General features: G+C 64.9%; 27 protein-coding genes. 22 read left to right on the top strand and 5 right to left on the bottom strand.

Annotated features, from left to right (window positions below; all coding sequences use genetic code 11):
- Positions 1–148: 148 nt before the first annotated feature.
- The 3 genes from WBP07_RS10450 (at position 149) to WBP07_RS10440 (ending at position 5,818) form a co-directional block, all read left to right on the top strand.
- Complete coding sequence (locus tag WBP07_RS10450; protein ID WP_395390971.1) at positions 149–2,623, top strand: alkaline phosphatase PhoX; 2,475 nt, start codon at positions 149–151, stop codon at positions 2,621–2,623.
- A 156-nt stretch (positions 2,624–2,779) separates the two neighbouring features.
- Positions 2,780–4,258, top strand: a complete 1,479-nt coding sequence (locus tag WBP07_RS10445) for a hypothetical protein (protein ID WP_395390969.1) — start codon at positions 2,780–2,782, stop codon at positions 4,256–4,258.
- Between the two features lie 189 nt (positions 4,259–4,447).
- The gene (locus WBP07_RS10440; RefSeq protein ID WP_395395769.1) at positions 4,448–5,818 is read left to right on the top strand and encodes an SRPBCC family protein; all 1,371 of its coding nucleotides are present in this window, start codon (positions 4,448–4,450) and stop codon (positions 5,816–5,818) included.
- 72 nt (positions 5,819–5,890) lie between these two features.
- Here the strand turns inward: WBP07_RS10440 and WBP07_RS10435 are convergent, their stop codons facing one another.
- On the bottom strand, positions 5,891–6,529 hold the full coding sequence (locus WBP07_RS10435; RefSeq protein ID WP_395390968.1) for a TIGR02466 family protein: 639 nt from the start codon (positions 6,527–6,529) through the stop codon (positions 5,891–5,893).
- A 299-nt stretch (positions 6,530–6,828) separates the two neighbouring features.
- Positions 6,829–7,797: a DUF1254 domain-containing protein gene (locus WBP07_RS10430; RefSeq protein WP_395390967.1), complete on the bottom strand. Its 969-nt coding sequence runs from the start codon at positions 7,795–7,797 to the stop codon at positions 6,829–6,831.
- Positions 7,798–8,192: 395 nt separating this feature from the next.
- Between WBP07_RS10430 and WBP07_RS10425 the strand changes: the two genes are divergently transcribed.
- The 4 genes from WBP07_RS10425 to WBP07_RS10410 are packed head-to-tail and all read left to right on the top strand — an operon-like array spanning position 8,193 to position 12,308.
- Positions 8,193–8,663, top strand: coding sequence for a spore coat U domain-containing protein (locus tag WBP07_RS10425; RefSeq protein ID WP_395390966.1), 471 nt, complete (start codon positions 8,193–8,195; stop codon positions 8,661–8,663).
- A complete protein-coding gene (locus tag WBP07_RS10420) occupies positions 8,663–9,379 on the top strand; it encodes a molecular chaperone (protein ID WP_395390965.1) in 717 nt (238 codons plus the stop codon). The genes WBP07_RS10425 and WBP07_RS10420 overlap by 1 nt, the downstream gene beginning before the upstream one ends.
- A 26-nt stretch (positions 9,380–9,405) precedes the next feature.
- Positions 9,406–11,763: a fimbria/pilus outer membrane usher protein gene (locus WBP07_RS10415; protein WP_395390964.1), complete on the top strand. Its 2,358-nt coding sequence runs from the start codon at positions 9,406–9,408 to the stop codon at positions 11,761–11,763.
- Complete coding sequence (locus WBP07_RS10410) at positions 11,760–12,308, top strand: spore coat U domain-containing protein (RefSeq protein ID WP_395390963.1); 549 nt, start codon at positions 11,760–11,762, stop codon at positions 12,306–12,308. The genes WBP07_RS10415 and WBP07_RS10410 overlap by 4 nt, the downstream gene beginning before the upstream one ends.
- Positions 12,309–12,332: 24 nt before the next feature.
- Here the strand turns inward: WBP07_RS10410 and WBP07_RS10405 are convergent, their stop codons facing one another.
- Positions 12,333–12,905 (bottom strand): hypothetical protein, encoded by a 573-nt coding sequence (locus tag WBP07_RS10405; protein ID WP_395390962.1) that lies wholly within the window; start codon positions 12,903–12,905, stop codon positions 12,333–12,335.
- A gap of 367 nt (positions 12,906–13,272) precedes the next feature.
- Positions 13,273–13,653: an endonuclease domain-containing protein gene (locus tag WBP07_RS10400; protein WP_395390961.1), complete on the bottom strand. Its 381-nt coding sequence runs from the start codon at positions 13,651–13,653 to the stop codon at positions 13,273–13,275.
- A 671-nt stretch (positions 13,654–14,324) separates the two neighbouring features.
- Between WBP07_RS10400 and rpsL the strand changes: the two genes are divergently transcribed.
- From rpsL to tuf, 4 genes are all read left to right on the top strand, one after another.
- Entirely contained in the window at positions 14,325–14,696 is a 372-nt protein-coding gene (rpsL, locus tag WBP07_RS10395; RefSeq protein WP_395390960.1) for a 30S ribosomal protein S12, read from the top strand.
- A 102-nt stretch (positions 14,697–14,798) separates the two neighbouring features.
- The gene (rpsG, locus tag WBP07_RS10390; protein ID WP_395331251.1) at positions 14,799–15,269 is read left to right on the top strand and encodes a 30S ribosomal protein S7; all 471 of its coding nucleotides are present in this window, start codon (positions 14,799–14,801) and stop codon (positions 15,267–15,269) included.
- Positions 15,270–15,396: 127 nt separating this feature from the next.
- Positions 15,397–17,481: an elongation factor G gene (fusA, locus tag WBP07_RS10385; protein ID WP_395390959.1), complete on the top strand. Its 2,085-nt coding sequence runs from the start codon at positions 15,397–15,399 to the stop codon at positions 17,479–17,481.
- Positions 17,482–17,571: 90 nt separating this feature from the next.
- A complete protein-coding gene (gene tuf, locus WBP07_RS10380; RefSeq protein WP_395390958.1) occupies positions 17,572–18,762 on the top strand; it encodes an elongation factor Tu in 1,191 nt (396 codons plus the stop codon).
- Positions 18,763–18,888: 126 nt separating this feature from the next.
- On the opposite strand, the gene WBP07_RS10375 is transcribed toward tuf, so the two are convergent.
- Positions 18,889–19,347, bottom strand: a complete 459-nt coding sequence (locus tag WBP07_RS10375; protein ID WP_395390957.1) for a hypothetical protein — start codon at positions 19,345–19,347, stop codon at positions 18,889–18,891.
- Positions 19,348–19,601: 254 nt separating this feature from the next.
- Between WBP07_RS10375 and rpsJ the strand changes: the two genes are divergently transcribed.
- The 11 genes from rpsJ to rpsQ all read left to right on the top strand — a co-directional run bounded on the left by rpsJ (position 19,602) and on the right by rpsQ (position 25,107).
- Complete coding sequence (rpsJ, locus tag WBP07_RS10370; RefSeq protein WP_007011873.1) at positions 19,602–19,913, top strand: 30S ribosomal protein S10; 312 nt, start codon at positions 19,602–19,604, stop codon at positions 19,911–19,913.
- A gap of 349 nt (positions 19,914–20,262) precedes the next feature.
- Complete coding sequence (gene rplC / locus WBP07_RS10365; RefSeq protein WP_142635117.1) at positions 20,263–21,018, top strand: 50S ribosomal protein L3; 756 nt, start codon at positions 20,263–20,265, stop codon at positions 21,016–21,018.
- Between the two features lie 2 nt (positions 21,019–21,020).
- Positions 21,021–21,647, top strand: coding sequence for a 50S ribosomal protein L4 (gene rplD / locus WBP07_RS10360; RefSeq protein WP_395390956.1), 627 nt, complete (start codon positions 21,021–21,023; stop codon positions 21,645–21,647).
- On the top strand, positions 21,640–21,951 hold the full coding sequence (locus WBP07_RS10355; RefSeq protein ID WP_395390955.1) for a 50S ribosomal protein L23: 312 nt from the start codon (positions 21,640–21,642) through the stop codon (positions 21,949–21,951). The genes rplD and WBP07_RS10355 overlap by 8 nt, the downstream gene beginning before the upstream one ends.
- Before the next feature lie 6 nt (positions 21,952–21,957).
- Positions 21,958–22,794 (top strand): 50S ribosomal protein L2, encoded by an 837-nt coding sequence (gene rplB, locus WBP07_RS10350; RefSeq protein WP_395390954.1) that lies wholly within the window; start codon positions 21,958–21,960, stop codon positions 22,792–22,794.
- Between the two features lie 6 nt (positions 22,795–22,800).
- Positions 22,801–23,082: a 30S ribosomal protein S19 gene (rpsS, locus tag WBP07_RS10345; RefSeq protein ID WP_142635109.1), complete on the top strand. Its 282-nt coding sequence runs from the start codon at positions 22,801–22,803 to the stop codon at positions 23,080–23,082.
- The gene (rplV, locus tag WBP07_RS10340) at positions 23,079–23,456 is read left to right on the top strand and encodes a 50S ribosomal protein L22 (protein ID WP_132386855.1); all 378 of its coding nucleotides are present in this window, start codon (positions 23,079–23,081) and stop codon (positions 23,454–23,456) included. Before rpsS ends, rplV begins: the two co-directional genes overlap by 4 nt.
- Positions 23,457–23,459: 3 nt before the next feature.
- Entirely contained in the window at positions 23,460–24,155 is a 696-nt protein-coding gene (gene rpsC, locus WBP07_RS10335) for a 30S ribosomal protein S3 (protein WP_395390953.1), read from the top strand.
- Positions 24,156–24,177: 22 nt separating this feature from the next.
- Positions 24,178–24,612 carry a 50S ribosomal protein L16 gene (gene rplP, locus WBP07_RS10330; protein WP_395390952.1) on the top strand — a complete coding sequence of 145 codons (435 nt, stop codon included), beginning with the start codon at positions 24,178–24,180 and terminating at the stop codon, positions 24,610–24,612.
- 12 nt (positions 24,613–24,624) lie between these two features.
- On the top strand, positions 24,625–24,825 hold the full coding sequence (rpmC, locus tag WBP07_RS10325; protein WP_395331269.1) for a 50S ribosomal protein L29: 201 nt from the start codon (positions 24,625–24,627) through the stop codon (positions 24,823–24,825).
- A gap of 12 nt (positions 24,826–24,837) precedes the next feature.
- Complete coding sequence (gene rpsQ, locus WBP07_RS10320) at positions 24,838–25,107, top strand: 30S ribosomal protein S17 (protein WP_021233437.1); 270 nt, start codon at positions 24,838–24,840, stop codon at positions 25,105–25,107.
- The last annotated feature ends 22 nt before the right edge of the window (positions 25,108–25,129 follow it).

Raw genomic sequence — 25,129 nt, 5'->3', positions numbered from 1 at the left:
AAATCGCTGCAAGTGACGACTGAAATGGTTCGGGCCGGTTCGTCGCGGGACCGTCTTCGAACTGCCATCAAACTTGCGCCAGATTGCCATCTTCGCCCCCTAGCAATCGCCCCGCGACTGAAAGACCTGCAACAATAGGGGCATATCCATGACACATGACCTGCCCGCCACCGGGTATACCGATGGCGATGTCGATACCAATGCCAGCGAAGTGCCTTCGCTGGAGACGCTGGCGGACCAGCGCTACTCGCGCCGTCAGGCCCTGTTCCGCGGTGCCGGTGCCACCACGATGGCCTTCATGGGCACCGCGCTGCTGGCCGCCTGCTCCGACGATGACGACAATGCCAGCTCGGTAACGATCTCGGCCGGCGCCAATGCCGCCACCAGCTCGGGCCGCGTGGTCACGCTGACAGGTACCCCGGCCAACGGTACCGACGGCGTGGCCACCGCCTGGGCGCAGACCTCCGGCACCGCCGTCACGCTGACCGGCACGGGTTCGACCGTCACCTTCATCGCGCCGGCCGTCAGCACCGCCACCGATCTGGTCTTCACGTTCGCCGTGGTGGAGCAGGGCGGCCATTCGCAGACCGCCCAGACCACCGTGCGCGTATCGCCCAACACGCTGGGCTTTACCGCGGTGCCGCACGGCCTGGCGGACGTGGTTGCCGTGCCCACCGGCTACTCGGTCACCGTCATGACCCGCCTGGGCGATCCGCTTTCGGCCACCACCGCCGCCTATGCCAACAACGGCACCGATGCCGACTTCGCCCACCGCATCGGCGACCATGGCGATGCACTGCACTTCTTCGGCCTTTCGACGGCCGGCGCGCGGGACGATACCAGCTCCACGCGCGGTTTGATGGTGCAGAACCATGAGAACCTGAACGTGCAGTACCTGCACCCGAACGGCCCCACCAACGTCTCCACCGGCCCGCGCCCGGTGGACGAGGCGCTGAAGGAGATCGAGGCGCACGGCGTTTCGGTGTCGGAATACAAGGACGCCGGCAGCCGCAAGTGGGCCTACGTCCAGAACAGCACCTTCAACCGCCGCATCACCCCGAACACGCCGATGGCGTTCAACGGCCCGGCGGCCGGTTCGGCCATGCTGTTCACCGCCTATTCGCCCACCGGCAAGACCGGGCGCGGCACGATCAACAACTGCGCCAACGGCATCACCCCCTGGGCCACCAACCTGACGTGCGAGGAAAACTGGGCCGGCTACTTCCGCCGTGACGCGGCGGACGACGCCAAGCGCACCGTGCGCGAAATGACCGCGATCAGCCGCTACGGCGTCACCAGCCGCACCGGCAACTTCGCGTGGTCCACCGCGAACTCCACCGATTCGATCTACACCAAGTGGAACGCGACGATCACCGGCGCCACCGCGGCCGACGACTATCGCAACGAGTTCAACCAGTACGGCTGGGTGGTGGAGATCGACCCCTACGACCCGGCATCGACCCCGCGCAAGCGTACCGCGCTGGGCCGCATGGGCCATGAAGGCGCCTTCGTGCGCGCCGTCGCCGGCCAGAAGCTGGGCCTCTACATGGGCGACGATTCCCGCCGCGAGTACCTCTACAAGTTCGTATCGAGCACCACTTACGCCGCTGCCGACGCCGCCAGCACCAGCCGCCTCGCCATGGGCGACAAGTATCTGGACGCCGGTACGCTCTACGTCGCCAAGTTCAATGCCGACGGTACGGGCAAGTGGCTGCCGCTGGTGTTCGGCCAGGTGCCGAACCGCCCGGTCAGCGGCACGACGCCGGAATACGTCTTTGCCGACCAGGCCGACATCCTGGTCAACACCCGCCTTGCCGCCGATGCGGTGGGCGCCACGCCGATGGACCGTCCGGAATGGACGGCCGGCAACCCGGTGACCGGCGAAATCTATCTGACGCTCACCAACAACAACGCCGCCGGCCGCCCGCTGAACGGCACCGATGCCGCCAACCCGCGCCACTACAACGATCCCAAGGGCGCTTCGAACACCGCGCAGTACGGCAACCCGAACGGGCACATTATCCGCCTGCGCGAAGATGGCGACACCACCGCCGCCACGACGTTCAAGTGGGACATCTACCTGTTCGGCGCCGATGCCACCGATGCCGATCCCACCAACGTCAACATCTCGGGCCTGACGGTCGACAACGACTTCTCCAGCCCGGACGGTTGCTACTTCTCGCGCGACACCAACCCGGCGGGCCAGATCAATCCGGTGCTGTGGATCGAGACCGACGACGGCGCGATGACCGACCGCACCAACTGCATGCTGCTGGCCGCGCTGCCGGGCAAAGTGGGTGACGGCGGCGCCAAGACCATCACCAACAAGGACTCGACCGGCGCCACCGCCACGCAGGCGACCATCGCCGGCAAGGCGGCATCGGCAGCCACGCTGCGCCGCTTCCTGGTCGGCCCGGTCCAGTGCGAGATCACCGGCATCGATATGACGCCGGACGGCCGCACGCTGTTCGTGGGCATCCAGCACCCGGGCGAGGAAGGTACCGTGACGGCCCCGTCCAGCCACTGGCCCGACAGCCAGACCGGCACGGCCGCCGCAACGGTGCGCCCGCGCTCGGCGATCGTGGCGATCACCAAGGATGATGGCGGTGTGATCGCTCTCTGATCGATGGCGTAACGACAATGACGGGGAGGGGGCCTTGCGGGGCTCCCTCCTTTTTCGTTCAACCTTGCCAGCCAGCGCGTGACACTTGCGCCCTGACGCATGGTGGCTAGACATCGCAGCGGGGGAAGCGCCTTTGTCCGCGCTTGGGGAACTCGCATGTACGCCAGGCTGTCATCGCGTTCGACGTTCGCAGGGGCCATGCCCATCGCCATGGTCGTGGCGGCTTTCGCACTGGCGCTGGCCTTGCGGCTGCGGCAGGAGCCGGCCCCGCTCGGTTTCGACGAATATGCCTCGCTCTATTTCTCCGGCCGGTCCTTCGCGGAATTGTGGGGGCCGTGGATGCTGCGGGAGACGAACCCGCCGCTGTTCTATTCGCTGCTGAAGCTCTGGCGCATGGCGGTGCCGGACAGTCAGACGCTGCTGCGCCTGCTGCCGCTGCTGCTCTCGCTGGCGCAGATCGGGCTGATCGCGCGGATCGCCGGGAAGCGCTGGGGCTGGGCGGCGGCGGCGATGGCGGTGCTGCTCTTCGCGCTCTCACCCTCCGACATCTATCAGTCCGAATACTTGCGCGGCTATGTGCTGGCCAAGCTGGCGGTGACGGTCTCGTTCGTCGGCCTGCTGGCGGCATTGGACGACGACCGGCCGATGGGCTGGGCGCTCTACGCCGGCGGCGCGGTGGTGGCGGTCTACAGCCATACGACGATGCTGCTCTGGCCGGTGATCGCCACGCTGGCGGTACTGGCAGAGGCTGCGCTGCGCCAAGGCGTAGGCAGGGCCGTGCTGACGCGCCTGTTCGCCGCGAACCTTGCCGTGGCGGCCCTGTCCGGCTGGGCGCTATGGATCGCGGTGGCGCAAGTCCACGCCGCCTCCGCCAATATCGCCTGGATCGAGCCGCTCTCGTTCGAGGACTGGCTGTCGAGCATGAACCTGCAGCTCCTGCTCGATGGGGAAGCGGGATCGGCCTTGATGGCGGTGCTGATGGCCGTGGGCGTCATCCGCACCTTCGGCGACCGCGCCACGCGGCTGGCGCTGTTCATCCTGATCGCCGCCCTCGCCATGTTCAAGGTGGCGGACCACGTTCACCCGATCATCTCCGACTACACGCTGCACTGGTGCGCCAGCTTCACCGTCCTGCTCGCGGCCGCCGCGCTTGCGGGTAACGGGCGTGTTCTGATGCGCGGAGGCGTGCTGGCGGCAATGGCGGCGGTCGGCCTCTACGAACTGGTCACGCTCGTCTGGATACCGAAACCGCAGGACTGGCGCCGCACGGTCGAGACTGTCGCGCATAGCCCGCACGCTGCCTTGCTGGTCTCGCACGAGTCGGTGGGGCTGGTCGTCCAGCAGGCCTGCATGCTGGAGTATCACGGCCCGGGCTGCCCGTTCCCGCTGGTGGTCATGGCCAGCCGCGCCCCCACCGATGCCTGGGCCTTCGGCGGCTATCGCGGCCACATCACGCCCGTCCGACAAGTCCGCGCCGCGCTTCTGCCCGCTCGCCGGGTCTATGCCTTCAGCCGCTACGTCTACACCCCGCTGCCTCCGCTCGGCCTCGACGAGAACCGCTACCGCCGCGTCGAGTGGGACGATGGCGAACTGATCGGCCCGATTCCCGCCAGCGACTTCCGCAAGCACGCTTGAAGGGCCGTACCGGCCCGTTCCCCCATCTGGCCTCATCCATCCCGGCAGCGATCAGGGCAAAATCCCTCTGGTCGCCGCGCCGGCGATGGCTTAATGAACAACGCTGTTGATAACAGGAGAGGCCACGTGAAAGAGACGGGCACCAATCATACGGCCAAGGGTCAGGCAGCCACGCTGACCGCGCAGGACATGGACGAGGAACGCCTCGCCACTTATCCCACCACCGCTTTCCTCTCGAAGGACTACCTGGCAGCGGAAAAGAAGCTGCTCTGGCCCAAGGTCTGGCAGATGGTGGAGCGCGAGACGGACCTGCCGAACCCCGGCGACTGGATGACCTACAACGTCGCCGACGAATCGATCATCGTCCTGCGCAAGGACGATGGCAGCCTGCGCGCCTTCCACAATGTCTGCCCGCATCGCGGCCGCCAGCTCGTCTCGGTGCCGGACATGCTGCCGAACAAGATCCACGACGTGCGCGGCAACAACCGCAAGAGCTTCGTCTGCGGCTTCCACGGCTGGACGTTCGATCTGGACGGCAAGAACACCTACATCCTTGACCCGCAGGACTGGCACAACAAGCTGACGCCGGAGATGACCTGCCTCTCGGACGTGCAGGTCGATACCTGGGGCGGCTACATCTACATCAGCATGGACCCCGATGCGGTGCCGCTGAAGGAATGGATGGGCCGCGCGGGCGAGATCCTGGACCACTTCGACCTGGCCGGCATGCACTACAAGTGGCGCCAGTGGGCCATCTACGACTGCAACTGGAAGACCGCGATCGAGGCGTTCCTGGAACCCTACCACGTCGCCGGCACCCATACGCAGCTCCTGGCCTATGGCGACTACTACGCGCTGTCGAAGCAGTACGGCCTCCACTCGGTCTCCAGCTACGACACCCGTGACGCCAAGTTCCAGATGAGCGAAAGCGCCGGCACCACCCGCGCCGGCAAGGGGGATGACGCCCGCGTCTCCACTTACGAACTGATCCGTGAAAACTACGAGACGGTGAACTACTCCGCCTCCACCGAAACGCTGGTGAACGCCGCCAGCCGCCTGGTGGACGAGCTTCCGGAGACCGCCACGCCGGGTGAGATCATCGCCCACTGGCTGAAGTCCGCCCGCGCCGACGATGCCGCGCGCGGCGTGGTCTGGCCGGAAGTTCCGCCGGAGATCAAGAAGGAAGGGGGGCTGGCCTGGGGCTTGTTCCCCAACCAGAACATCCTTCATGGCGAAACGTTTGCGCTCTGCTACCGCGTGCGCCCCTATGGCGACGACCCGGACAAGTGCGTGTTCGAAAGCTACGCCCTCGAACGCTTCCCCGAAGGCGAGGAGCCGGAAACCGAATGGGTCTATGCCGATCCCATCGGCGAGAACTGGGGTTCGGTGCTGGCGCAGGACTTCTCGAACATGCAGTTCGTGCAGAAGGGCATGAAGTCGTCCGGCTTCCGTGGCCCGCTGCCCAACCCGCATCAGGAGCAGAAGGTCATCAACCTGCACCGCAACCTTGCCAACTTCATGGATGGCATGGGCGCGCCGAAGCTGCTGGATATCGACTGAGTCGGTTCGAAGGGGGGGAGGGGCCGGCTGGCGATGCCCGCCGTTCGCTCCCCCCGTCGAGGGTAACGCGTTTTACGCGGCCATCGGCGGTACGAAGTTGATCGCCACGGAAATCCTGGGCCGCTTGCCCTCGAAGATGTTCACCCCGTGGATCAGCCATGACGGGAACATGAGCAGCGTGCCCGATTGCGGGCGAACCTGATGCTTGAGGCCGGCCAGAAGGCATCCCTCGATCCGCATCTTGATCGCGGGATTGAGCATGATCGGCATGGAGCCACGGGGATCCAGGAATTCGATCTCGCCGCCCGAAGCCTCGTCGGCATCGTCCATTCCGTTGTCGACCCAATAGACGGCGGACCAATAGCAACCGGGATGGGCATGGCCGACATTGCCCTGGCCGCTGCGGTTCACGTTCGCCCAGGCATTGAACGCCCAGTCGAGATCGGCTTCCAGCAGGCCGCTGCCGGGATCCCAGATGGCGGACATCCGGTTCGCGAAAGCCAGCGCGAAGGCAACCAGATCCGCGCCGGCTTCGCCGCTCCAGTCCAGAAAGTTGTCCTGCGATTGCCAGCCGCCCTGGTTGCTGTGGCGAACGCCGGGGTCGGCCGCCTCTCGCGCCAATATGGCCGCGGTCAGATCCCGGTTCAGGCGCGCGGCATCGGGATGGGCGATGCTGGCCAGCGGTGTGGGAAAGATCTTGCTGACTTGCACCGCATCCGAATTGATCAACGAGGCCGTGTCCGAAGCACGCCGATGAATTGACGATCGCATAGATTTCAGTTCGTTCTTTCGGAATTCGGGGAAGCAGGCCGGTAAAGTCGGCCTTCGTCAGCGCCCGCGCCCAGGATCGACGGCATCCGCGACGCTGGGCATGAGTGCCTGGGCGCGGATTACGGCCGCGCACGCGCGCCATGATGTCGCAAATATTGCACCATATTTCAGGTGGGGCGGCATTTCGGGGGGCACTGGCGACGACGCCCCATGGGCCGAATCCGCCAATGCCCGAACCGTCACCCGACCGGTTGCGCTTCCGGGAATTTCCAGTGTCCCTGCACGATTTCCGGTCGCGGGCGATAGAGGCGAACCATGTAGTTCCATCCCGGAACGATCGGAATGCAGTTCGCCGCAGAACCGCTGCCGCCCCCGGACTGGCCGCCGAACTGAATGGTGACGCCTCCGTCGGCATCCTTCGCGGCCGTCAGGTTGTTGAAGGCGTAAACCTCGCGGTCGTTCCTGGGGATGTAGCCCTTTTCGTCATAGACGATCACGGACCAGAAGCCGTCTACCGGCACGTCCTTCACGGTCAGCCGGTGAACGGTACTTCCATCGTTCCGCTTCGGGGTGACGTTGAGATACATGGCATCCTCGGGCGGGTTGGCGCCCCAGGCTGCGGCGCCGCCGACAAGCCGCTGGATGGGGTCGACTTCGCCCCTCCGGCCGAAGCCCCGGCTGGTATCGGGCATTGTCCGGGCCAGCGCCAGCAAGGCCTCGCGGACCCGGTTCTGGCTGTCCTGGTCCCAGTCGGGTATCTCGAAACGGCCCGGCCCGCCCGGTTGATCGACGCGAACGGCATCCTGAAGGGCATGCACCCTGGCAAGATCTTCGGGATCGGTGGGATCGAGCAATGTGCGCAAGCCGATCATGACGTAGCGCGTGCCGATCTCTTCGCGCGTCAATCGGTGCGGATCGGCATCGTAGAAGACGTGCGGAACGTATTGATCCTCGTCGATGACTTCCATCGACATGAAACGTTCACCCGCGTCGGGCAGGGCCAGCGTCACCGGCCCTGCATCCAGATCGAAGACCGCCGATGAATAGACGGTATCGCGGTTTTCGCGGATGATGTTCTGATTGTCGATCGGAACAAGCGCGCGGCGATGGCACAGCTTTCCCAGTGCGTCGTCCTTGATCGCCACGGCCGTGAAATAGAGATCGGTTTCGGCCCGCAGAAAATTCTCGGGGGTGACGATGATGGACATCCGCATTCTCCGGCATGGCGGCGGTTGGTGATCCGGATGCTGATATTCCTGCCATCGCCCGGCAATCGGGTGGATTCCCGATAATCTCGATGCGTTCTTCCCCGGCCGGCTGGACGGGCGTTCGCGTGCGTCGGGCCTGTGACCGATGTTCCCGGCCACCGCGGGGAGGGCTGCTTGCGGCACCGGCGGACAGCGAACGCCGTTAAGAATGACGTGCGGGTCTCTTAACTGCGCAAGCCACGGGCATTGCAGGAAAATAGGTAGATCACACGGGGCCCGCCGCGAGCCAATATCAAGGGATATCATGCACCCTGCGGGACATGGAAAACCGTGCCCCCCGTTCCGCCGCGCTTGCGAATCGGCTTCTTACAAACGTTTGCAAGCCGTATTTCCTGATGCTTGCGGTAACTGCGTTCGCCGCTCCGCACGCCGCGCAGGCCGCCACCACGACGACGACGATGGCCGTCACCGCCACGGTGCAGCCATCGTGTACCGTTTCCGCCACCGCGCTGGCCTTCGGCAATTACAATCCGCTCTCGGCCACGCCGCTGGACGGCACCAGCACGATCACCGTCAACTGCACCACCGGATCCACCTACACGGTGGGCCTCAACGCCGGCGCGACAAGCGGTGCCACGGTCACCACGCGGCAGATGCTGTTGAGCAGCAATGCGCTGAACTACACGCTTTACCGCGATTCCGGCCGCACCAACAATTGGGGCAATACGCCGGGCACCGATACGCCGGCCCTGGCCACCGCCACCACCTCGCCGGCATCGATCACCGTATACGGGCGGATACCCGCTCTTCAGAACGTGCCGGCGGGCAGCTATGCCGATACGGTTACGGTCTCGGTCAACTACTGATGCGTTCGCGCGATATCCGGCGGTGCGCCCTTGCAGCCCTGGCGCTGGCGGCGGTCGGAATCGCGGTCCCGGTTGCGGCGGGCAGCCTGCGGATCATGCCGATCCGCGTGGAAGTGGCGGCGGATGCGCGGTTCTGCAGCCTGACCGTCGCCAATGACGAGGATGTGCCCGTCTCGGTGCAAGTGCACGGCTACGGCTGGTCGAAGGATGCGAACGGTGTGGACGTGCTGGCAGAGGATGCCGGGTTCCAGATCAATCCGACGATCCTGACGCTGGGTGGCAAGGAGGAACGGCTGGTGCGCTGCGGCTTGCCTCCGGCGCGCGGGCCGGGGGAGCAGAGCTGGCGGCTGGTGCTGGACGAATTGCCGCGACCGGGGCCGTCGGCGGGCGGCGTGCGCACATTGCTGCGGATCAGCGTGCCGGTGTTTCGCGCCTCGCCCGATGCGCGGCCCGATCTTGTCTGGTCGATCGGGGCGGACGGCGGCGTTCCGGCGCTGGTGATAGAGAATCGCGGCTTGCGGCATGCGCAGGTCACGGCCCTGGAACTGACCGCGCGGCCGCCGGGGCAGCAGGCGCGTATCGGGCGCAGTTTCTACATTCTTGCCGGCGGGCGCGCGGAAGTGCCTTTGCCGGCCGGCTTTGCGGGGGCGCCGGAAGCCGTCCGCGCGATCACGCCTGACGGCCCGCTCGACCTGCGCCTTCGCGCGGGGCCTTGAGCGGTCATTGCCATGGCCGATCTCCAGTGTCTTCCCGTCATGCCCTTCTGCTTGCGGCAGCGGTGCTGGTCCTTCCGGCCGGGACCGCACGCGCGGATCCGCCGATTGCACCACCGGGCGCGGCCATACCGGTGGGCGTGGTGGTGAACGGGCAGGATAGCGGCTGCAACGGTTTGCTCGTGCTGGTCGGCAGGCGGCTCAACTTGCGGCGCGAAGACCTTGCCGCCTGCGGCGTGCCGCTACCGGACAGGGTGGTTTCGGCCACGCTGGCGGGGGAAGACTACGTCGCGCTGGACGCTGTGCCGGGGGTGACGGCGCGGCTGGACGCCAGCGGGATGCTGCTGCTGATCGACGTTTCGGCCGATCGCTATGCGCCGGTGCGGATCGGCGCGCCCGATGCGCCGGTGGCCGTCAGCCGCCCGATCCCGGCGGCCCATCTGGACTACGACCTCTCCTTTTTGCAGGACAGCCGCACCACCGCCTTTTCCGCATTGCTCGATTTCGCGGCCTCGGGAAGCTGGGGGGTGTTCGCCACCAGCGGGATCGTCGGCACGGGCGGGACGCCGAACGCGCGGCTGGACACCGCCTATGTGCTGGACTTTCCGGGGCGCCGCGTCCGGATGGTGGTGGGCGACAGCCTGGACGAGGGCGCCTCGTGGGGCCAACCGGTGCGGTTTGGCGGCATTCGCATCGGCACCGATTTCTCGCTCGACCCCGCGCGGCTGACCTATCCCTTGCCGGTGCTGCACGGCGGTTCGGCGCTGCCCTCGACCGTGGAACTCGCCGCGCGCGAGGGCATGCGTGACTTTGCAGTGCAGCCGGGGCTGTTCAGCTACGCCTATCGCCCGCAGTTCAACGGCGCTGGCGACGTGACGATGATCGTGCGCGACGTGGCCGGCAACAGCCAGGTGGTGACGCGCAGCTTCTACGCCAGCACCTCCGCCCTGCAGCCGGGGTTGAGCGCCTTCGCGCTGGAGGGCGGGCTGCTGCGGCGGTACTACGGGCTGCGCAGCTTCTCCTACGGGCCGGGCTTCGGCGCGCTGTCCCTGCGGCGGGGCATGAGCGCGGCGCTGACGCTGGAAGGCCGGCTGGAGAGCGGGGCGGGCGTCACGGGCGGCGGGCTGGGGGCGCAGATCGTCGTCCAGCCGCTGGGCGAAATCCGTCTGGCCGGGGCACTTTCCACCGGCGACGGGCGCAGCGGCACGCTGCTGCAGGTGCAGGCCCAGCGCCTGACACGGAATTACGGCCTTACCGCCAGCTACCGCGTCGCGAGTGCCGGGTACCGCCAGTTGGGCGACCCCGCGATCGACCGCGGGGAGCGGCGCGAACTCGCACTGTCGGGCAGTCTTGCGCTGGGCCGCGCGGGATCGGTCAACCTCGGCTATCTGGCCGCACGCATCGGCCCCTCGCGCAGCACGCTGGCCTCCGTCAGCTATTCGATCATGCTTGGTGACGCCTTCCTCAGCCTGGGCGCGCAGCGGCAGAGCGGCGACGATGGCCGTACGGACTGGCTGTTCGGCATGGTGACGATGCCGCTGGGCCGCGCCCGCCATCTCTCGCTCAACGCCGATTCCGGGCAAGTCTCCGCGCTTTATGACAAGGCCGTGCCCACCGGCTCCGGCTTCGGTTACCGCATGGCCGTGGGCAGAGAGAACCGGGACGCGAACGCGGGCGCGATCTGGACCGAAGGCATGGCCACCCTGCGCACCGCCGCCGGCGATATCTCGGTGGCCGGGCTCTACCGCGAACAGGCGCTGTCCACCCGGATCGAGGCGCGCGGCGCGCTCGTTGCCGCAGAGGGCACCGTGGCCGCCACGCAGCAAGTGGGAGATGCCTTCGCCGTGGTCGACCTGACCGGCGCGCCCGGCGCCGCCGTCCTGCTGGAGAACCGCCCCGTGCCCATGCCGCTCTCGGCCAAGGGCGGGCAGGCGGGCCACGTGCTGGTCACCGGCCTGGTCCCCTACGTCGCCAACCGCCTTGCCGTCGATCCGGTGCGCATACCTATCGAGGCCGCGCTCGGCGATGCCACGCAGACCGTCACTCCCGGATGGGGCAAGGCGGTGAAAGTCACGTTCGGCCGCCCCGCCGCGCATCCCGCGCGCCTGCTTGTCGTGGACGAGGCGGGCGCGCCGCTGGACGCCGGCTACGAAGTGGTGATGGAGGCCGCCGGGGCCGCGCCCGTGAGCACCGTCACCGGGCATGGCGGGGAAGTGTTCCTGGAAGACTTCGTGCCCCACGCCGTGCTGCACATCCGCTACGGTTCGGGCAGCGCGGGGCAGGGCCGGGATTGCATCGTCCGGCTGGGCGACGCTGTCCCTGCGGATGCCCTGGCCCAGCCGATCCGCGCGGTTTGTGAGGGCGAGCCGAGGATCGCCGGGTCATGACCCGGCCCCGCCTCCTTGTTTCCTGCCGGGCCGTTCCCCGCTGGCGCGTTTCCCGCCGCTTCCGCAAGCCCGCCATGCTCGCTCCGACCATGCTTGCTATCGCCGGGCTGGTCCTGCCGACCGAGCCCGCGCAGGCGCTCTGCCTCTGCTCCTGCACCGTCACCACCACGGCCATGAGTTTCGGCAACTACGACCAGACCGCCTCCACCCCGCTCGACACCAACGCCACCGTCACCATCAACTGCACCAGTGTCGCCAGCGTGCTCAGCACCGCCGACATCGCCCTCAGCACCGGCGGTTCCGGCAGCGCCACCACGCGGCGCATGATTTCGGGAACCAACCTGCTCTATTACAATATCTTTTCGAACTCGGGCCACACGACGGTCTGGGGAGACGGCACCGGCGGAGCCAGCATCGTGCAGGTCTCGCTCAACGGAGTGCTCAACTTCAGTTCCAGCGCCACCGCCTATGGCCGCATTCCGGCGCTGCAGAACGTGCCCGTCGGCAGTTATGCCGATACGCTGACGATCACCGTCACCTATTGACCCGAAAGGCGGAGGGTCAGCGCGCTATTCGGAGCCCTCCCGCGCCTTGCGTGCCTCCACTTCCTCGCGCAGCCGCGCCAGCTTGGCATGGAGCGAGGCGCGCACTTCCTCCACCGAGGGAGCGTCCGCCTCGATCTCCGCGCGGATCCGCTCGTAAGCGGGCGAGCCGGGGCGCAAGTCCACGTCCGCGCCATAGCGATGCGCGCGCCGCTGGCGCAGCAGAAACAGCATCAGCTGGGTATCGTGACGGGTGTAAGTGGTGACGACCTCTCCCCGGCTGACCACCGGCCGCTCCTCGCCCCGGATCGCGCGTTCCAGTGCGCAGTCCTCCAGCCGCGCCATGCCCCGGTCGATGGCCATTTCCCACGCGGCGGCGAACCCTTCCGCGCCCGGCAGCGCGCGCAGCTTGTAGAGCGCCTCCATCGAAGCGCCGATCGTCCGCGCCGCCTGCGTCACGATGCCACTGGCGGCGAGGGCGGCGATGAAGGCGCGCTGCCGGTCGGGCGTAATCGCATTCCGGCGCGGCTGCTTGTGGAGATAGGGCGCAAAGCCCAGCAGGGGATCGTCGTCATCGGGCTCGTCCTCGAAGAACGCCACCCGCGAAGTCCGCCGCCCCGGCCGCCGCGAAGCACAATGCAAGTCCTCCCCGGAGCTTTGTTTGTAATTGGGGGGAGGGGGAGTGACGGCGGCGGGGGTAAGCGCCGGATTCGTGCCGCGCACACCCGAACGTTTCGTGGAGGACATGAGGCAACCTCGCTCACGCTGTTGGACCTGATTTCCCCTTGGCGGGACGGTGTAACGTGAGCGGGGAGGTGTAGGAAAATGGTTTGTGCCGAGAGGGCAGTGAAAGCCCACCCCCAACCCCTCCCGCCTGCGGGAGGGGAGTGCCAGCGCCACGGCGAAGCGGCAGCGCATTCCAGCCCTCCCGCAGGCGGGAGGGCCGCGAGACTTGGCAGCTTGCTGCCTAGTCGCAGCGGGGTGGGCCGTCCTGCCGCCGCCGTATAACCGCAACCTCTTCACGAATGGCCGTCACCACACCTTCCAATTCCCGCATGACCGCCTCGTTGGAAAACCGCATCACCCGCAATCCATGCGCTGCCATCCAGCGATTGCGCGCGGCATCGTATTCGACGCGTACCTGATGCGACCAACCATCGAGTTCGACCACCAACGCCAGTTCCCGGCAGAGGAAATCCGCGAAATACGGGCCCACCGGCATCTGTCTGCTGAACTTGACGCCCAATTGGGATCGCGAAAGGTAGCGCCAGAGCAGCCGCTCTGCCGGAGTGGCTTCGTTGCGAAGCTGGCGGGCGCGAACGGTGTTTCGAGGCAGGAATGGGCGCATCGCGGCCAAGCTGATGGATGTTGCGTCGCGCGCGCAGTTAAAGTGCTGCAATGTGCGAGGGTAGCGAAAGCCCACCCCCAGCCCCTCCCGCTTGCGGGAGGGGAGTGCCAGCGCTACGACGACGCGGCAGGATAATTCCGCCCTCCCGCAAGCGGTAGGGCGGCGAGACTTGGCAGCTTGCTGCCTAGTCGCAGCGGGGTGGGTAAGCACACCATCACCTTGACCCCAACCCCCAAATCTCCTAAGGGCGCGCATCTCCTTTGGGCGTGCCCTCAGGAAACGACATAGAGCTGAACGTTGCCACGTCAGCATTTCCGGGGCTTTGCCGCTGCTTCGTAGCGGATCGGTCCAGATGGATGCCTTCGCATTTCCGATTCGGAAAGCGGGGCGCTCCCGGAAGGCGGTGGCAGAGTAATCCGGCGATTTCGTCCGGGTGGAGTGTTTTTCGGCTCACGTGTGCAACAGGCATGGCGCTTGTGGCCAGCGGTCCCAGCTTTCGCTGGGGTGACGGGCGCAAGCAGGCGGGCTTGATGCAAGGCGTGACCTCACTCTTCCCTTTCGAAATGCGTCGGCCCGTGGACCACGGGGTGCGACGGGTCCGTGCCGATCCGGTCTATCCGGGCGTTTCGGCCCGGATCCATCGCACTCCACATTTCGAAAGAAGAGTATAGATGCCCACTATCAACCAGCTGGTCCGCAAGGGCCGCGAACCGCAGAAGACCAAGTCGAAGGTCCCTGCGATGGAGCAGAACCCGCAGAAGCGCGGCGTTTGCACCCGCGTTTACACCACGACCCCGAAGAAGCCGAACTCGGCTCTCCGCAAGGTCGCCAAGGTGCGCCTCACCAACAGCCGCGAAGTCATTTCGTACATCCCCGGTGAAGGCCACAACCTTCAGGAGCACTCGGTCGTGCTCATCCGCGGCGGCCGCGTTCGCGACCTTCCCGGCGTTCGCTACCACATCCTGCGCGGCGTGCTCGACACCCAGGGCGTCAAGGATCGCAAGCAGAGCCGTTCGAAGTACGGCGCCAAGCGTCCGAAGTAAGCTGGTCGCGGCATGAGGGCCCGGGGTTCTCTGCCGCACGGTACACGATTTACCGGCCGGTGATGCTCACGCTCCCGCCCGAAAGAACAAGGAATACCAACGATGTCACGTCGTCGTCGTCCCGAGAAGCGGGAAATCCTGCCTGATCCGAAGTTCGGTGATCAGGTCCTGTCGAAGTTCATGAACAACCTCATGCTCGATGGTAAGAAGTCGGTCGCCGAATCGATCGTCTACGGTGCCATGGAAACCATGGAAACCCGCGCCAAGGCCGATCCGGTCCAGCTGTTCCACGATGCCCTGAACAACGTGAAGCCGCAGATCGAAGTTCGCAGCCGCCGCGTCGGTGGTGCGACCTACCAGGTTCCGGTCGAAGTCCGTCCGGAGCGCGCTCAGGCTCTCGCCATCCGCTGGCTGATCACCGCCGCCCGCAACCGTCCCGAGACCACCATGTCGGCGCGTCTCTCGGGCGAGCTGCTCGATGCTGCCAACAACCGCGGCAATGCCGTGAAGAAGCGCGAAGACACGCACCGCATGGCGGACGCGAACCGCGCCTTCTCGCACTACCGCTGGTAATGTGCGTGGTGTCGCCCGGATCGATTGCCTCTCGGCGGTCATCCGGGCGTCACACTTTTATTTCAGGGGGCGAGGTCTTATCTGAAGGCCGCTCCGCTCCCAAACACTCCTGCTAAGGATTTTCACCATGGCACGCAGCCATCCGCTCAATATGTACCGTAACATCGGTATTATGGCGCACATCGACGCCGGTAAGACCACCACTACCGAGCGAATCCTCTACTACACCGGCAAGTCCTACAAGATCGGCGAAGTCCACGACGGCGCTGCGACCATGGACTGGATGGAGCAGGAGCAGGAACGCGGCATCACCATCACCTCGGCTGCGACCACCTGCTTCTGGACGTCCGAGGGCCAGGAATACCGCATCAACATCATCGACACCCCCGGCCACGTTGACTTCACCATCGAAGTCGAACGTTCGCTGCGCGTGCTCGACGGTGCGGTCGCGTGCTTCGACGGCGTTGCCGGCGTTGAGCCGCAGTCGGAAACCGTGTGGCGCCAGGCCGACAAGTACGGCGTTCCGCGCATGTGCTTCATCAACAAGCTCGACCGTACCGGCGCGAACTTCAAGTACTGCGTGCAGTCGATCATCGACCGCCTCGGTGCGACGCCTGCCGTGCTCTACATTCCGATCGGCCTCGAAGCCGATCTGAAGGGCCTGGTTGACCTGGTTCACAACCGTGCGATCGTCTGGAAGGACGAATCGCTCGGCGCCGAATTCTTCTACGAAGAAATCCCGGCCGAACTGGCTGACGAAGCTGCCGAATACCGTGAAAAGCTGCTCGAACTCGCTGTCGAGCAGGACGATGCGGTCATGGAAGCCTACCTCGAAGGCACCGAGCCCGACGTCGCCACGCTGAAGGCGCTGATCCGCAAGGGCACGCTGAACCACAAGTTCGTTCCGGTCGTCTGCGGCTCGGCGTTCAAGAACAAGGGCGTGCAGCCCCTGCTCGACGCCGTCGTCGACTATCTGCCTTCGCCGCTCGACATCGAAGACGTCCAGGGCGTCAAGGTCGACAGCGACGAGGCCGACAGCCGTCCGCCTTCGGACGACGCTCCGTTCTCGGCGCTCGCGTTCAAGGTCATGAACGACCCGTTCGTCGGTTCGCTCACCTTCTGCCGCATCTACTCGGGCACGCTCTCGAAGGGTTCGTACCTGAACTCGGTGAAGCAGAAGAAGGAAAAGGTCGGCCGCATTCTCGAAATGCACGCCAACGATCGTAAGGACATCGAAGAAGCCTTCGCGGGCGACATCGTTGCTCTTGCCGGCATGAAGGAAACCACCACGGGCGACACGCTCTGCGCGGAAAAGGCGCCGATCGTTCTCGAACGCATGGAATTCCCCGAGCCGGTTATCGAACTGTCGGTCGAACCGAAGACCAAGGCCGACCAGGAGAAGATGGGCGTCGCGCTCAACCGTCTCTCGGCCGAGGATCCCTCGTTCCGCGTCACCACCGATCACGAATCGGGCCAGACGATCATCAAGGGCATGGGCGAACTTCACCTGGACATCATCGTCGACCGTATGCGTCGCGAGTTCAAGGTTGAAGCCAACGTCGGCGCCCCGCAGGTCGCCTATCGCGAATACCTCGCCAAGCCTGTCGATGTGGACTACACCCACAAGAAGCAGTCGGGCGGTACCGGTCAGTTCGGTCGCGTGAAGATCAAGGTCACGCCGGGCGAGCGCGGTGCGGGCATCACCTTCAAGGACGAGATCAAGGGCGGTAACATTCCGAAGGAATATATCCCCGCGATCGAAAAGGGCATGCGCGAAACCGCTGCCTCGGGCTCGCTGGTCGGCTTCCCGATCATCGACTTCGACATCGTCCTCTACGACGGTGCCTACCACGACGTCGACTCGTCGGCTCTGGCCTTCGAAATCGCCGGTCGCGGTGCTATGCGTGAAGTCGCCCAGAAGGCCGGCATCAAGCTGCTCGAGCCGATCATGAAGGTCGAAGTCGTCACCCCCGAGGAATACCTCGGCGACGTCATCGGCGACATGAACAGCCGTCGTGGCCAGATCCAGGGCACCGACAGCCGCGGCAATGCCCAGGTCGTCGAATCCATGGTCCCGCTGGCGAACATGTTCGGTTACGTGAACCAGCTCCGCTCGTTCACCCAGGGCCGTGCAAACTACTCGATGTTCTTCTCCCACTATGACGAGGTCCCGGCGAACGTCGCGGCCGAGGTCAAGGAGAAGCTTGCCTAAACGGCAAGATCATTCTAGGGGCGGCGCCTGTTTCGGCGGGCGTTGCCTCACATCCCGCAGATTACAATTCAAGCAAAGAAGGTTTGAAAGATGGCGAAGGCAAAATTCGAGCGGAACAAGCCGCACTGCAACATCGGCACCATCGGTCACGTTGACCACGGTAAGACCACCCTTACCGCTGCCATCACCAAGGTCATGGCCGAGGCATTCGGCGGCGAAGCCGTTGACTTCTCGAACATCGACAAGGCTCCGGAAGAGCGCGAGCGCGGCATCACCATCTCGACCGCTCACGTCGAGTACGAGACCGACGCCCGCCACTACGCGCACGTCGACTGCCCGGGTCACGCTGACTACGTCAAGAACATGATCACCGGTGCTGCCCAGATGGACGGCGCTATCCTGGTCGTGAACGCTGCTGACGGCCCGATGCCGCAGACCCGCGAGCACATCCTGCTTGCTCGCCAGGTCGGCGTGCCGCAGCTCGTCGTGTACATGAACAAGGTCGACCAGGTCGATGACGAAGAGCTCCTCGAGCTCGTCGAACTCGAAGTGCGCGAACTGCTCTCGTCGTACGACTTCGACGGCGACAACATCCCCGTCGTCAAGGGTTCGGCTCTGGCCGCTCTTGAAGGCCGTGACGACAACATCGGCAAGGAATCGATCCTGGCTCTGATGAAGGCCGTTGACGACTTCATCCCGCAGCCCCCGCGTCCCACCGACAAGTCGTTCTTGATGCCCGTCGAAGACGTGTTCTCGATCTCGGGTCGTGGTACGGTTGTGACCGGCCGCGTCGAAACCGGCATCGTCAAGGTTGGTGAAGAAGTCGAAGTCGTCGGTATCCGCGACACGCAGAAGACCACCGTCACCGGCGTCGAAATGTTCCGCAAGCTGCTCGACCAGGGTGAAGCCGGCGACAACATCGGCGCGCTGGTTCGTGGCCTGAAGCGCGACGACGTTGAGCGTGGCCAGGTTCTCGCCAAGCCGGGCACCGTGACCCCGCACACCGAGTTCTCGGCAGAAGTCTACGTTCTGTCGAAGGACGAAGGTGGCCGTCACACGCCGTTCTTCGCGAACTACCGTCCGCAGTTCTACTTCCGCACCACCGACGTGACCGGCGAAGTGATCCTCCCCGAGGGCACCGAGATGGTCATGCCTGGCGACAACGTTTCGCTGTCGGTTAAGCTGATCGCTCCGATCGCCATGGACGAAGGTCTCCGCTTCGCAATTCGCGAAGGCGGCCGTACCGTCGGTTCGGGCGTCGTTGCCAAGATCACGAAGTAATTCGCTGATCTTCAGCTTCGGCTAAAGTGATTGGCCCGGCCTTCCTCACGGAAGGCCGGGCTTTTCGCGTTTATGGATCTCTTTGATGAAGTCGTGTTGATGAAGTCGTGGCCCGCACGGGCGGCTTTACTGCGCCCGCAACTCGCCCTGTGCGATCTTCCATGCATCCGATCCCTTGGGCGCTTCGGGAATGGACTTGAGATCGATGTAGTAGACGGGTTCGGGCACGCGGCCGAACGGTATGGTGATGCAAGGGCCAAGGCAGCCGGGCAGATGCCCGATGTCCGGCGGGTAGGCCGCGCCCGTGCGCGTGCTCTCGTCGACGGATTGCGATGCCGGGACGCGCTGGTCCGTGCCGTCGGCGCCGTGGGAACAGACGACGATCGTGCCATCGTTGCCGCCGTTGCTGGCGCGGGCGGCGTCACGGCAGGCGTCGTCCACCGGGCCGCCTCTGGCGTCGGGCACGGTGACGTGCGCCGTGAGCACGTCGGAGTCGTCGAGATCGATGGGGAGCTTCGTTCCGCTGGGGGCGTAGGCCGGCTCGTCGGCCGCAGCGGCGCTTGGAGCCAGGCATGCGAGGGTCAACGCGACAAGCGCGCTGGAAATTGTCGTGGTGATGGAGGGCATTGAAAGCGGCTTCTGTTAGGCGTCGCCTTGCCAACGTAGGGCGGGGATGGGGCGCAGGGAAGGGCGGATGCGACGAACCGCGTCCGCTGCCCCCGAAAACCTGCCGAATGTCGTGAAAACAGGGCTTGCCCGACTCGCCTTCACCGTGTAGGGGCGCGGTTCGAATTTGACGGGGCGTATGCCCTTTGGCTCTTTCTCATCGGTAGTAGGTAATGGAAGCTCAGAACATCCGTATCCGCCTCAAGGCGTTTGACCATCGCGTGCTCGACCAGGCCACTGGCGAGATCGCCGACACGGCCCGCCGCACCGGCGCTCTGATTCGTGGGCCCATTCCGCTCCCGACCAAGATCGAGAAGTTCACGGTCAACCGTGGTCCGCACATCGACAAGAAGTCGCGTGAGCAGTTCGAAGTCCGCACCTACAAGCGTCTGCTTGACATCGTGCAGCCGAACGCAGCTACCGTCGACGCTCTGATGAAGCTCGACCTGGCTGCCGGCGTGAACGTCGAGATCAAGCTGGCCTAAGCCGGTTTACGGGGTGACCTTTATGGGTCGCCCCGAGAGTCTTTTTGATCGGACTTAAAACGATCAGGTAGAATTCGGATCTTCGGATCCAATTACCTTGTCGGCTTTCATGGCCGGCTTTGCGAACAGCAGTTCGCAGAGACAGCGCCCCGAAGGGAAACCGAGGGGACACAAGGGATACCTCCGACGTCTCCTCCGGGAAATGTCGGGAATGCGTCCCCCGTCTCGTTTCCGCAGCCCATTCAGGGTTTGCAGGGAACACCTGACCCGGACGGGGTTCGTATCACAAATAGGGTTGGACACGCGTACGAGGGATGGTCCTGCGTACGCCTCTGTAAGGAGAAAGGTCATGCGTACAGGCGTGATCGCCAAGAAAGTCGGGATGACCCGCCTGTTCCAGGAGGACGGTCGCCACGTGCCCGTCACTGTCCTGGCACTTGAAGACTGTCAGGTGGTTTCGGTCCGTACTGCTGATCGTGACGGCTACGTCGCGGTTCAGCTCGGTGCGGGCGAAGCAAAGCAGAAGAACGTTGCCAAGCCGCAGCGTGAACACTTCGCCAAGGCGCAGGTTCCCCTCAAGATGCGCGTCGCGGAATTCCGCGTCGCCGACGACGCCCTCCTCGAAGTTGGCGCCACGATCGCTGCCTCGCACTTCGTGCCCGGCCAGCTGGTCGACGTAGGCGGCCACACCCAGGGTAAGGGCTTCCAGGGCGCCATGAAGCGCTGGGGCTTCGGCGGTATGCGCGCCACCCACGGTGTTTCGATCTCGCACCGTGCGCACGGTTCGACGGGTAACCGTCAGGATCCGGGCAAGGTGTTCAAGAACAAGAAGATGGCCGGCCACATGGGCGACCGTCAGCGCACCCAGCAGAACCTCGAAGTCGTCCGCGTGGACGACGAGCGTGGCCTGATCTTCGTCAAGGGCTCGGTCCCCGGTTCGAAGAACGCCTGGCTCACCGTTTCGGACGCCGTCAAGGTCGACCGTCACGCCGAGGCTCCGTACCCCGCCGGCATCAAGTCGGTTGCCAACACCAATGATACGGCCGCTGCCGTGACCCCGGCTGAAGCCGCGGCTCCCGAAGCGACCGAAGGCCAGGAGGGCTAATCATGAAGGTTCAGGTCCTCAATATTGACGGCACTGCCGGCAAGGGCGACATCGAACTGTCGGACGACGTGTTCGGTCTCGAGCCGCGCGCCGACATCCTGCACCGCGTCGTCACCTGGCAGCTCGAAAATCGTCGCGGCATCGCCCGTGCGACCCGCGAGCGCTCGGAAGTCGCGCGCACCGGTAAGAAGTTCGGTCGCCAGAAGGGCGGCGGTACTGCCCGTCACGGCGATCGTGCGGCTCCGGTGTTCATCGGCGGTGGTAAGGCTCACGGTGCTCGTCGCCGCGAGTTCAACGTTTCGCTGAACAAGAAGATCCGTGCACTGGGTCTTAAGATGGCTCTGTCGTCGAAGGCCCAGAATGGCCTCGTCGTCGTCGACTCGCTCGACGTCGCCGATGCCAGGACCAAGGTGCTCGTCGGTCAGCTCGCCAAGGCCGGTTTCGGCAAGAAGGTGCTCGTGGTCGATGGTGAGCAGGTCAACGAGGGCTTCGCCCGCGCTGCCCGCAACATCGTCGGCGTGAACGTGCTCCCGGCTGTCGGCGCCAACGTGTACGACATCCTGAAGCATGATACGCTGGTGCTGACGCGCGCCGCTGTCGAGAAGCTGGAGGCGCGTTTCAATGGCTAAGAGCAACGTGGACATCCGTCACTACGACGTGATCCTCTCGCCGCACATCACCGAGAAGTCGACCCTGCTTTCGGAGCAGAACGCGGTTGTCTTCAAGGTTGCTGACAAGGCGACCAAGCCCGAGATCAAGGCCGCCGTCGAAGCTCTGTTCGACGTCAAGGTCACCGGCGTGAACACGCTGGTCGTCAAGGGCAAGACCAAGCGCTGGCGCGGTAAGGCTTACCGCCGCAGCGACGTGAAGAAGGCGATTGTCACGCTGGCCGAAGGCCAGTCGATCGACATCACCGAAGGCGCGCGGGGTTAATTTCCGATGGCACTTAAGACTTACAACCCGACCAGCCCCGCACGCCGCGGCCTGGTCCTCGTCGACAAGTCGTCGCTCTGGAAGGGTAAGCCCGTCAAGGCGCTGACCGAAGGCAAGAGCAAGACCGGCGGTCGTAACAACAAGGGTCATGTCACCTCGCGTGGCATCGCCGGTGGTCACAAGCAGAAGTACCGCTTCATCGACTTCAAGCGTCGTAAGTGGGACATGGAAGCTGTTGTGGAGCGTATCGAATACGATCCCAACCGCACCGCTTTCATCGCGCTCGTGAAGTACACCGACGGTGAACTGGCCTACATCATCGCGCCGCAGCGCCTCGCCATTGGCGACGTCGTGATCGCCGGTGAGAAGACCGACGTGAAGCCCGGCAACGCCATGCTTCTGTCGCAGATGCCGGTTGGCACGATCTGCCACAACGTCGAGATGAAGCCCGGCAAGGGCGGTCAGATCGCACGTTCGGCCGGTACTTACGTTCAGGTCGTCGGTCGTGACCGCGGCATGGTCATCGTTCGCCTCAACTCGGGCGAGCAGCGCTACCTGCGTGGCGACTGCATGGGCACCGTTGGCGCCGTGTCGAACCCCGACAACGCCAACCAGACGCTTGCCAAGGCCGGTCGCGGTCGCTGGCTGGGCCGTCGCCCGCTTACCCGTGGTGTTGCCAAGAACCCGGTCGATCACCCGCACGGCGGTGGTGAAGGCCGTACCTCGGGCGGCCGTCATCCGGTCACTCCGTGGGGCAAGCCGACCAAGGGCGCTCGCACTCGCAACAACAAGCAGACGGACAAGATGATCATCCGTTCGCGCCACGCCAAGAAGAAGAGGTAAGACACGATGGCACGTTCCGTCTGGAAAGGCCCCTTCGTCGACCTGTACCTTCTCAAGAAGGCCGAGGTCGCGCAGGATGCCGGCACCCGCGCTGGTCCGATCAAGACCTGGTCGCGTCGCTCCACCATCCTTCCGCAGTTCGTTGGTCTGACCTTCCAGGTCTACAACGGGCACAAGTTCATCCCCGTTGCGGTCAACGAGGACATGGTCGGCCACAAGCTCGGCGAATTCGCGCCCACGCGCACGTTCCCGGGTCACGCTGCCGACAAGAAGGGTAAGCGCAAGTGAGCAAGCAGGCAGCACCCCGCCGCGTAGGCGAAAAGGAAGCTCTGGCTGTCGGCACCACCATTCGTGGTTCGGCCCAGAAGCTCAACCTGGTCGCCGCGCTTATCCGTGGCCGCAAGGTCGAGGACGCGATGAACATTCTCGCTTTCTCGAAGAAGGCCATGGCTCAGGACGCACGCAAAATTCTTGCGTCGGCCATTGCCAACGCTGAGAACAACCACAACCTCGACGTCGACGCTCTCGTCGTCGCCGAGGCGTCGGTCGGCAAGTCGATCACCATGAAGCGTTTCCACGCTCGTGGTCGCGGCAAGTCCACCCGCATCCTCAAGCCGTTTTCGCGCCTGCGGATCGTCGTTCGCGAAGTCGAGGAGGCCTGATCCATGGGTCATAAGAGCAATCCGATCGGTCTGCGTCTGCAGATCAACCGTACCTGGGACAGCCGCTGGTTCGCGGAAGGCCGGGACTACGGCAAGCTGCTTGAGGAAGACCTCAAGATCCGCAAGTTCATCGTCACGAAGCTGCCCCAGGCCGCTATCTCGAAGGTGGTGATCGAGCGTCCGGCCAAGCTGTGCCGCATCTCGATCTACGCGGCTCGTCCGGGTGTCATCATCGGCAAGAAGGGCGCCGACATCGAAAAGCTCCGCAAGGAGCTGGCTTCGATGACGGGCAGCGAAGTGAAGCTGAACATCGTCGAAATCCGCAAGCCGGAAATCGATGCGAAGCTCGTCGCTCAGGGCATCGCCGATCAGCTGATCCGTCGTGTGGCGTTCCGCCGTGCGATGAAGCGTGCGATGCAGTCCGCGATGCGTCTGGGCGCCGAAGGCGTCAAGATCATGTGCGGTGGCCGTCTCGGCGGCGCTGAAATCGCCCGCGTCGAGCAGTATCGCGAAGGTCGCGTGCCGCTTCACACCCTGCGTGCGAACATCGACTATGCCGAAGCCGAGGCGCTGACCGCCTACGGTATCATCGGCATCAAGGTCTGGATCTTCAAGGGTGAGATCCTGGGCCACGACCCGACGGCGCAGGACCGCCTGATGCTGGAGGCTCAGACCTCCGGCGTTCGTCCCGCGCGTTGAGGCTTAGGATAGAGTAAGCACCATGCTGCAACCAAAGAAGACCAAGTTCCGCAAGGCCTTCAAGGGCCGGATCAAGGGCGAAGCCAAGGGTGGCACCGACCTGAACTTCGGTTCGTACGGCCTCAAGGCCCTCGAGCCCGAGCGGATCACCGCCCGCCAGATCGAAGCGGCTCGCCGCGCGATCACGCGTCACATCAAGCGCCAGGGCCGTCTCTGGATCCGCGTTTTCCCCGACGTGCCGGTTTCGAAGAAGCCTGCTGAAGTCCGTCAGGGTAAGGGCAAGGGTTCGGTCGAATACTGGGCCGCCCGCGTCAAGCCGGGTCGCATCCTGTTCGAACTGGACGGCGTCGCTGGCCCCCTCGCAGCCGAGGCTTTCAGCCGCGCTGCGATGAAGCTGCCGATCAAGACCAAGGTTGTGGCTCGCCTCGGCGACACCTCGCACCTTGGCGGCGAGTAAGGAAGTCGTATCATGGCTAACAAGATCGAAGACCTTCGCGCCAAGACCGACGACCAGCTCCTCGCTGATCTCGTCGAGCTGAAGCGCGAGCAGTTCAACCTGCGGTTCCAGGCCGCGACCAGCCAGCTTGAGGCGCCCGCGCGCATCAAGCAGGTGCGTCGTGACATCGCCCGCATCAAGACGCTCCAGGCCGAGCGTTCGGCGCAGGCCTAAGGAGGAAACACGATGCCCAAGCGTATTCTGATCGGGACCGTCGTTTCCGACAAGACCGACAAGACCGTGACCGTACTGGTCGAGCGCAAGGTGAAGCACCCCCTTTACGGGAAGATCATCCGTCGCTCGAAGAAGTACCACGCTCACGACGAAGACAACGCCTTCAAGACCGGCGAACGCGTCCGGATCGAGGAGACGAAGCCCTTCTCGAAGACCAAGACCTGGAAGGTTCTTGACCGTCTTCAGGCGAGCAAGGGTACGGCGCTCGAAGCCGAGGTGTAAGATTTGGAACGGAAATGTTCCT

Source organism: Novosphingobium oxfordense (assembly GCF_044029435.1).
In the GTDB taxonomy this organism is placed as follows: Bacteria; Pseudomonadota; Alphaproteobacteria; order Sphingomonadales; family Sphingomonadaceae; genus Novosphingobium.
Note: the sequence above shows the minus strand (reverse complement) of the source record. Positions and strands in the feature narration are given on the sequence as shown.

Coding starts and splice junctions, on each gene's coding strand:
- WBP07_RS10450 (WP_395390971.1), top strand. CDS start 149: ATGACACATGACCTGCCCGCCACCGGGTATACCGATGGCGATGTCGAT.
- WBP07_RS10445 (WP_395390969.1), top strand. CDS start 2,780: ATGTACGCCAGGCTGTCATCGCGTTCGACGTTCGCAGGGGCCATGCCC.
- WBP07_RS10440 (WP_395395769.1), top strand. CDS start 4,448: ATGGACGAGGAACGCCTCGCCACTTATCCCACCACCGCTTTCCTCTCG.
- WBP07_RS10430 (WP_395390967.1), bottom strand. CDS start 7,797: ATGTCCATCATCGTCACCCCCGAGAATTTTCTGCGGGCCGAAACCGAT.
- WBP07_RS10425 (WP_395390966.1), top strand. CDS start 8,193: ATGCTTGCGGTAACTGCGTTCGCCGCTCCGCACGCCGCGCAGGCCGCC.
- WBP07_RS10420 (WP_395390965.1), top strand. CDS start 8,663: ATGCGTTCGCGCGATATCCGGCGGTGCGCCCTTGCAGCCCTGGCGCTG.
- WBP07_RS10410 (WP_395390963.1), top strand. CDS start 11,760: ATGACCCGGCCCCGCCTCCTTGTTTCCTGCCGGGCCGTTCCCCGCTGG.
- WBP07_RS10400 (WP_395390961.1), bottom strand. CDS start 13,653: ATGCGCCCATTCCTGCCTCGAAACACCGTTCGCGCCCGCCAGCTTCGC.
- rpsL (WP_395390960.1), top strand. CDS start 14,325: ATGCCCACTATCAACCAGCTGGTCCGCAAGGGCCGCGAACCGCAGAAG.
- rpsG (WP_395331251.1), top strand. CDS start 14,799: ATGTCACGTCGTCGTCGTCCCGAGAAGCGGGAAATCCTGCCTGATCCG.
- fusA (WP_395390959.1), top strand. CDS start 15,397: ATGGCACGCAGCCATCCGCTCAATATGTACCGTAACATCGGTATTATG.
- tuf (WP_395390958.1), top strand. CDS start 17,572: ATGGCGAAGGCAAAATTCGAGCGGAACAAGCCGCACTGCAACATCGGC.
- rpsJ (WP_007011873.1), top strand. CDS start 19,602: ATGGAAGCTCAGAACATCCGTATCCGCCTCAAGGCGTTTGACCATCGC.
- rplC (WP_142635117.1), top strand. CDS start 20,263: ATGCGTACAGGCGTGATCGCCAAGAAAGTCGGGATGACCCGCCTGTTC.
- rplD (WP_395390956.1), top strand. CDS start 21,021: ATGAAGGTTCAGGTCCTCAATATTGACGGCACTGCCGGCAAGGGCGAC.
- WBP07_RS10355 (WP_395390955.1), top strand. CDS start 21,640: ATGGCTAAGAGCAACGTGGACATCCGTCACTACGACGTGATCCTCTCG.
- rplB (WP_395390954.1), top strand. CDS start 21,958: ATGGCACTTAAGACTTACAACCCGACCAGCCCCGCACGCCGCGGCCTG.
- rpsS (WP_142635109.1), top strand. CDS start 22,801: ATGGCACGTTCCGTCTGGAAAGGCCCCTTCGTCGACCTGTACCTTCTC.
- rpsC (WP_395390953.1), top strand. CDS start 23,460: ATGGGTCATAAGAGCAATCCGATCGGTCTGCGTCTGCAGATCAACCGT.
- rplP (WP_395390952.1), top strand. CDS start 24,178: ATGCTGCAACCAAAGAAGACCAAGTTCCGCAAGGCCTTCAAGGGCCGG.
- rpmC (WP_395331269.1), top strand. CDS start 24,625: ATGGCTAACAAGATCGAAGACCTTCGCGCCAAGACCGACGACCAGCTC.
- rpsQ (WP_021233437.1), top strand. CDS start 24,838: ATGCCCAAGCGTATTCTGATCGGGACCGTCGTTTCCGACAAGACCGAC.